Consider the following 5,502-nt stretch of genomic DNA (forward strand, 5'->3'; position numbering starts at 1 on the left):
GTCATGTTTTTTTAGCTGTTGCAAAGTCACCACTTCTCTCTAAATTATTATTCCTGTCTATTTTGCTCCTAAAAATTCGATTTTTGCTAAAAAAGTTTGATTTTTTACTCTTTTTTATAAATTAATAACTTGCGTTTTCTAGCTAGATTTTTCTCGTTTAAAAAGCCACTTCTTCTAAAACAAGGTGGTATCTACAAAATTTTTGTAGATACCACCTTGTTTCTTAGTAATGAATCCCTCTATTACAAGCTCTTCAAATGGCTGATCTCAATAGCCCTTTGAACTTTTTTCACGTAGCTACACCGTTCTCACTGCTAAGGTTCAGTCACTGTGACAGAACTGGTCGTACTGGTCGTCTCGTCAGAAACAGAATCTGATGTCGTTTCCGATATTTCTTGGATTTCTTCTGTCGTTTTCTGCCATTCAGCTAAACGTTGATCGACCATCTCTGGGTCTACTTTTTCAGAATAACTCGATGATACCTTCCCGTTTTTTAGCCGAGCGACTTTTTGCTTATCATCAGTCAACAGCAAAACGGTCAAGTGCTTATCCCCGTGTTGGACTTGTCTGATTGAAATGGCACTTAAGACATCATTCACATTGATGAATTGATTTTTTTCCTTGTCTTTTGGCAGATAAATCTCTAATTCACCCTTTTCGTAGTTTGCTACGACTTCGTAGTCTGCCCACCAATAGGTTGAAAATTCTTTTTTGAATTCATCTACTGAAGCTTTATTTGCAATGGTTTTTTCTGGTTCTTCATGAGCGAGATCAGCGGTCAATTTACCAGAAATTACTGCGGATAATATAAGTATTATAAAAAAGCCAACTAACCAAAAGAGAAGAAAAGGCCTTTTTTTTCGCATACCTTCTTCCACTCCCATTCAAATTTACCTAATCTATTATATACAAAAAATGAAACATTAAGCGTAGAAATTAAAGAAAAAGATAAAAAATAACGAAAAATTATTTTTTGAAAAGAAAAAAATCCCGAGATCATCGTCAATCTCGGGATGATATTTTTAAATTAAAAAATATCAAAAAAGAACAAATTTCTAATCAAACAGAGAATCCATTTTGTTCAGATACTTCTTTGAACCAGTATCCAGATTTTTTGATCGTTCGTTTGCCATCTGCTAGGTCAACTGAAATAAAACCATAGCGATTCTTATAAGCATTCGTCCATGACCAATTGTCCATACACGTCCACATATGATAACCTAAGCAGTTCGCTCCTTCTTCGATTGCTTGATGGACATATTTTAAATGTTCTTGAACAAATTCGATGCGGTAATCATCATGGATCATCCCATCTTCTTCAATAAAACGTGCTTCATTTTCAACACCCATGCCATTTTCTGAGATAAAGCAGTCGATATTACCATAGTTATCACGAACATTGATCAAAATGTCGTAAATGCCTTGTTCATAGATTTCCCAACCGCGATAAGGATTCATTTTACGTCCCGGCATTTCATAGTTATCAAAGTAATCTTCTGGCATTGGACCGTTCTTGTGATCAACTGCTGATTCTTTTGCTTTTACTCGCCGTGGTTGATAATAATTGATACCTAATAGATCGACAGTATTATTTTTGATGATCGCTAAATCTCCTTCTTCCATCTCAGGAAGAATCGCGAGGTCTGTCACGATTTCAATCAATTCTTGTGGAAAATCCCCTTTGACCGCAGGATCTAAAAAGGAACGATTGAAAAAGGCATCAGCAATTTTCGCTGCTTTCACATCTTCAGGATTGTTTTCATCTCTTGGATAACTAGGCGTCAAATTCAAAATGATCCCGATTTTTCCATCTTGCTCAGACTCATGATAGGCTTTGATAGCTAAAGCAGAAGATAACGCCTCATGATAGCCAACTTGGACTGCCTTTTTCATATCTGATTCTTCAGGATAATGCCAACGATATAAATAGCCAGCCTCAACAGGAACGATCGGCTCATTGTGCGTGAACCATTTTTTTATCTTTGTCCCGAATAATTCAAAACAAGTTTTAGCATATGTCTCATAGGCTTCGACAGTTTCACGAGCCAACCAACCACCTTTTTCCTGAAGGTACATCGGCATATCAAAATGATACAAATTGACAAATGGCTCGATGCCATGAGCAATCAGTTCATCAAAATAGCTGTTATAAAATGCGACTGCTTGTGGATTTACGTTACCTGTTTCATCTGGAATCAAGCGACTCCATTGAATAGATGTTCGAAAAGAATTATGACCAGTCTGTTTCATCAACTGCACATCTTCTTTATATTTCGTATAAACTTGAGACGCTTTTCCTGGACCTACTTGATCAAAGAATTTTTCTGGCTCTTTTGAAAACCAATAATCAAAAATATTGTCGCCTTTATCATCGCCAAGTATGCGTCCTTCTGTTTGTGGTCCACTAGCTGCGGAACCCCACCAAAATTTTTCTGGAAATTGATAAGTTGTCATCTTTGCACCTCATTGTTTTTTTCATTTATGTTTTTTTATGTTGCGCACTTTCAATATAGCAAACGTTTTCTCAGTTTACAACCATTATTATAAACCGTTTTCTATAAAAAGACTAGACCAATTCAAAGAAAAAATGTACGAAGTGATCTTCTCACTTTTTTCATTTGACAAGTCGAGCATAATGGCTTTTTTCTCCAACGTTGAAATACAAGAATCATTTTCTAGAGCTACCGGTAAAGCCAATCGCCCTTGCCAAATAGCACGGCGTATCTTGTCCCCTTTATTTCATATTACTGGATTCAATGGTATAATCACTTTATCCAATCTACTGGGGGCATTATTTTGAAAAAAACACTGATTTGCTTTACGTTGATTTTTGCTTTGTTCACTTTTTCTGGGTGTAGCCAAGCAAATCAATCAACTGAAGAAACAACGAATACCACCACTTTTCAGGCGGATGAATCTGATATAAAAAATAGTACCTATACGCTGAAGGTCCGAAAAAATATGGACTTAGCCAATGCGGAAATCATCTTTAAGGACGATACGATGGAATGGACCCGTACGTATGCAGAATCTGCAACTGATACGGCAAATTCTTCTCAAGAGAAAATCGTTCTAACCGATGTCAAGATCACGACTGAAGATGAACAGTATACGATCGTTGGTAAAAAAGATGATAAGAACCAAACTTTTCATTTTAGAAAAATCGGAAACTTCCGTATAGAAGACGAGGAAGGCAATATCTATACTTTATAGAACCATTGCACAATAAAGAAGCAGCAGACTGACAGTTTATTAGTCGGTCTATCTGCTTCTTTTATCGTTTTACATTCTTCTATAATAGACGAATATCATTTATAAAAAATTCTAAGTTTTCTTAATTTATTTTGTTTCTATTCTGTGTTTCTGCTATAGTAAAGAAGCACTTGATATATTAAGGAGAAAAAATATGCATACAGCAAATACTCAAGATTACTGTGCTTGTACGACACCCCAAAACGTACATACAGAAATCAACGACCAAGGAAGAGCCAATTTTTGTGACCATTGTCACAAAATGATCGAAGGCTCAAATCAACCTTTTGACTTTTCTATAAAGGAAGAAGAAGCGCATAAAGAAACGAGAAAATAGACAAGCATCAAAAAAAGTCGTCACTGACCACAGTGGCGACTTTTCTCTTACATAGTATTCACTAGTCTAACTTTTGACCTTTTGCGTGTTGATTGTCGGTGTAGTAACTTCCAGCTTGTTGCTCTTCTAATTCAGCTAACTTCGCTTCGATCTGTTCAATCACCACTTGTGCATCTTCAGGTCTTTCGACAAAATCGAAGGCATCTCCATCGATTTGGATCTTAGGACAAACATCGAAGTCTTCATACCATTGATCATATCGTTCATTTAATGATCGGTAATACTGATAAAGTGTTTCATCACTTTCCAATTGTTCATACTCACGTCCACGTTTTTTGATTCGTTCCAGCATCGTATCAAGAGAAACTTTGATATGCACGAGTAAATCTGGTCTTTTTTTAGGAGCAACATCATCTAATTCATGAAGCATCGTGTCCAATAAGTTATCGTATTGTTGAACTTCAATGTCTGATACACGTCCTAGATCAGCATTTAGATGAAACAATAAACTGTCTTCATAGATCGAACGATCCAATACGTTGTCGTCATGGTTCAAGGCATTTTTCATTGCTAAAAAACGTTTATTTAAAAAGAAAATTTGCAATAAAAACGCATATTGTTCTGGATTTGAGTAAAACAAAGGTAGTACCTCGTTGTCCTCTACATTTTCATAAAATGGTTTTGAATCAATCTTTTTGGCAAGCATGTCGGTCAAACTGCTCTTTCCTGCACCAATTGTTCCTGAAATCAATATCACTGACATCTAATCCCTTCTCATTCTATAAGTATTCGCCTTTATAGACGCTTTTTGGCAACATCTTGAAATCATATGTTTCGATTGCTTCGATCGATTTTACATATGAATGCAAACTTTGTGTGATCATCAAATTAGTCGGTACACTTTCTTCTTGGAAAATGATGATCGGTTTATCCATCATCGTGGCAACGCCTAATTCATAAGCAGTACCTGGATCGATCGTCTGATGTTCAAAATCTAATATCCCCACAACCAAATCTGCTGCCTGTAACTCTTTCATATCTCTTTCGTAGACCTCTTGTGCCCATCCTTCACTGAACATCTCATAATTACTATGTTGATGGTGCCTTGGTGAATAAAAACTATCCATTGTAGGATTGGCAGTCAATGCCTTTTCAACACGAGCAATGCGCTCGGTTTGTTCTTCTGAAAAAAAAGGTCCTGCTAAATAAATATAACTCATTATTTAATCTCCTGCATCATTGATTTTGTTTGTTCTTCTACTGCACATAATTGATCGATCAACTTAAAAGGATCATTTGAAAAATAAAGTTGATCTAGCCATTTTTCTGACATGAATCCTTCACTCACAAAGTGCCCAAGCAAATCTTTCAAATTTGAATAATACCCCTGAACATCCAAGATACCGATCGGCTTTTCTGGAATCAAACCGATGGCCATCCATGAAAGCAATTGTGAGAATTCTTCCAGTGTGCCCAGCCCACCAGGATAAACCAACACTGCATCACCTTGTTCAAATAGTAATTCTTTACGCTTATCGATCGTTTCCGTTGGAATAAACGTCGTTACATCTGTTTTAGGTAATTCGTCAGAAAACAGCCCCACAGGATAGATCCCCGTTACTTGTCCGCCATTTTCTAAAATCGTGCGACTAAATACACCCATAATACCGGAGTTTGAGCCACCATATACTAATTCGATTTGTTTTTCTACCATATATTTTCCAATCGTTTCAGCCAAAAGAAGATACTTCTGATCGTGTCCGAAACGGGAACCACAAAAAATTGTTAACTTCAAAAAAACACATCCTCACTTGTAGAACTACCTTTATTCTACTCTTGTTTTTTTAAAAGAAAAGACTAGATTTTGTTATCATTTAGTGTTATATAAAACAAAAAACACTATATATAGTGTT

At 36.2% G+C, this 5,502-nt stretch carries 7 protein-coding genes; 2 read left to right on the plus strand and 5 right to left on the minus strand.

Annotated features, from left to right (window positions below; all coding sequences use genetic code 11):
- Positions 1 to 314: 314 nt before the first annotated feature.
- A complete protein-coding gene (locus tag JZO83_RS13595) occupies positions 315 to 866 on the minus strand; it encodes a hypothetical protein (protein WP_206859508.1) in 552 nt (183 codons plus the stop codon).
- Between the two features lie 193 nt (positions 867 to 1,059).
- Positions 1,060 to 2,454: a glycoside hydrolase family 1 protein gene (locus JZO83_RS13600; protein WP_206859510.1), complete on the minus strand. Its 1,395-nt coding sequence runs from the start codon at positions 2,452 to 2,454 to the stop codon at positions 1,060 to 1,062.
- A gap of 342 nt (positions 2,455 to 2,796) precedes the next feature.
- Here JZO83_RS13600 and JZO83_RS13605 point away from each other — a divergent pair, with 342 nt between their 5' ends.
- Complete coding sequence (locus tag JZO83_RS13605; RefSeq protein ID WP_206859512.1) at positions 2,797 to 3,213, plus strand: hypothetical protein; 417 nt, start codon at positions 2,797 to 2,799, stop codon at positions 3,211 to 3,213.
- 193 nt (positions 3,214 to 3,406) lie between these two features.
- Positions 3,407 to 3,589, plus strand: coding sequence for a hypothetical protein (locus JZO83_RS13610; protein ID WP_206859513.1), 183 nt, complete (start codon positions 3,407 to 3,409; stop codon positions 3,587 to 3,589).
- A gap of 61 nt (positions 3,590 to 3,650) precedes the next feature.
- On the opposite strand, the gene JZO83_RS13615 is transcribed toward JZO83_RS13610, so the two are convergent.
- The 3 genes from JZO83_RS13615 to JZO83_RS13625 are packed head-to-tail and all read right to left on the minus strand — an operon-like array spanning position 3,651 to position 5,384.
- Positions 3,651 to 4,352 carry a deoxynucleoside kinase gene (locus tag JZO83_RS13615; protein WP_206859515.1) on the minus strand — a complete coding sequence of 234 codons (702 nt, stop codon included), beginning with the start codon at positions 4,350 to 4,352 and terminating at the stop codon, positions 3,651 to 3,653.
- 16 nt (positions 4,353 to 4,368) lie between these two features.
- Positions 4,369 to 4,809 (minus strand): nucleoside 2-deoxyribosyltransferase, encoded by a 441-nt coding sequence (locus JZO83_RS13620; RefSeq protein WP_206859517.1) that lies wholly within the window; start codon positions 4,807 to 4,809, stop codon positions 4,369 to 4,371.
- Positions 4,809 to 5,384, minus strand: coding sequence for a TIGR00730 family Rossman fold protein (locus JZO83_RS13625; protein WP_206859519.1), 576 nt, complete (start codon positions 5,382 to 5,384; stop codon positions 4,809 to 4,811). The genes JZO83_RS13620 and JZO83_RS13625 overlap by 1 nt, the downstream gene beginning before the upstream one ends.
- Positions 5,385 to 5,502: the final 118 nt, after the last annotated feature.

Origin of the sequence: Enterococcus sp. DIV1298c (genome assembly GCF_017316315.1) — a bacterium.
In the GTDB taxonomy this organism is placed as follows: Bacteria; Bacillota; Bacilli; order Lactobacillales; family Enterococcaceae; genus Enterococcus_B; species Enterococcus_B mangumiae.

What these genes read in the sequence shown, in the direction of transcription:
- JZO83_RS13595 (WP_206859508.1), bottom strand. Translation starts at nt 866, where the DNA reads ATGCGAAAAAAAAGGCCTTTTCTTCTCTTTTGGTTAGTTGGCTTTTTT.
- JZO83_RS13600 (WP_206859510.1), bottom strand. Translation starts at nt 2,454, where the DNA reads ATGACAACTTATCAATTTCCAGAAAAATTTTGGTGGGGTTCCGCAGCT.
- JZO83_RS13610 (WP_206859513.1), top strand. Translation starts at nt 3,407, where the DNA reads ATGCATACAGCAAATACTCAAGATTACTGTGCTTGTACGACACCCCAA.
- JZO83_RS13615 (WP_206859515.1), bottom strand. Translation starts at nt 4,352, where the DNA reads ATGTCAGTGATATTGATTTCAGGAACAATTGGTGCAGGAAAGAGCAGT.
- JZO83_RS13620 (WP_206859517.1), bottom strand. Translation starts at nt 4,809, where the DNA reads ATGAGTTATATTTATTTAGCAGGACCTTTTTTTTCAGAAGAACAAACC.